At 64.0% G+C, this 275-nt stretch carries 1 protein-coding gene; it reads right to left on the bottom strand.

Annotation, left to right across the window (positions count from 1 at the left end):
* The coding region (locus O5O46_RS35425) for an acyltransferase domain-containing protein (RefSeq protein ID WP_333482462.1) at positions 1-171 on the bottom strand (171 nt) is incomplete at its 3' end.
* Between the last annotated feature and the right edge of the window lie 104 nt (positions 172-275).

Genomic DNA, 275 nt, shown 5'->3' with positions numbered 1-275 from the left:
GCCCATCGACTCAGCGAACACCGGGCAGGATTCCAGCAGGTCTTGAGCCATACCAACCCACTGCGCACCCTGACCAGGGAACACAAACACCACCTGGCCATCAGCCCGAGCAGTGCCCTGCACCACCCCTGGAACGGGTTGACCCGCGGCAACAGACCTTAGACCCGACATCAACTCGTTCCGGTCGGCCCCAACAACGACAGCCCGGTGATCAAACGCCTCCCGTGAACTGACCAGCGACCACCCCACATCCGCCGGCCGCAACGACGGATCGG

This window comes from Streptomyces sp. RPT161, from assembly GCF_027533845.1.
GTDB classification, from domain to species: Bacteria; Actinomycetota; Actinomycetes; order Streptomycetales; family Streptomycetaceae; genus Streptantibioticus_A; species Streptantibioticus_A silvisoli_A.
Note: the sequence above shows the minus strand (reverse complement) of the source record. Positions and strands in the feature narration are given on the sequence as shown.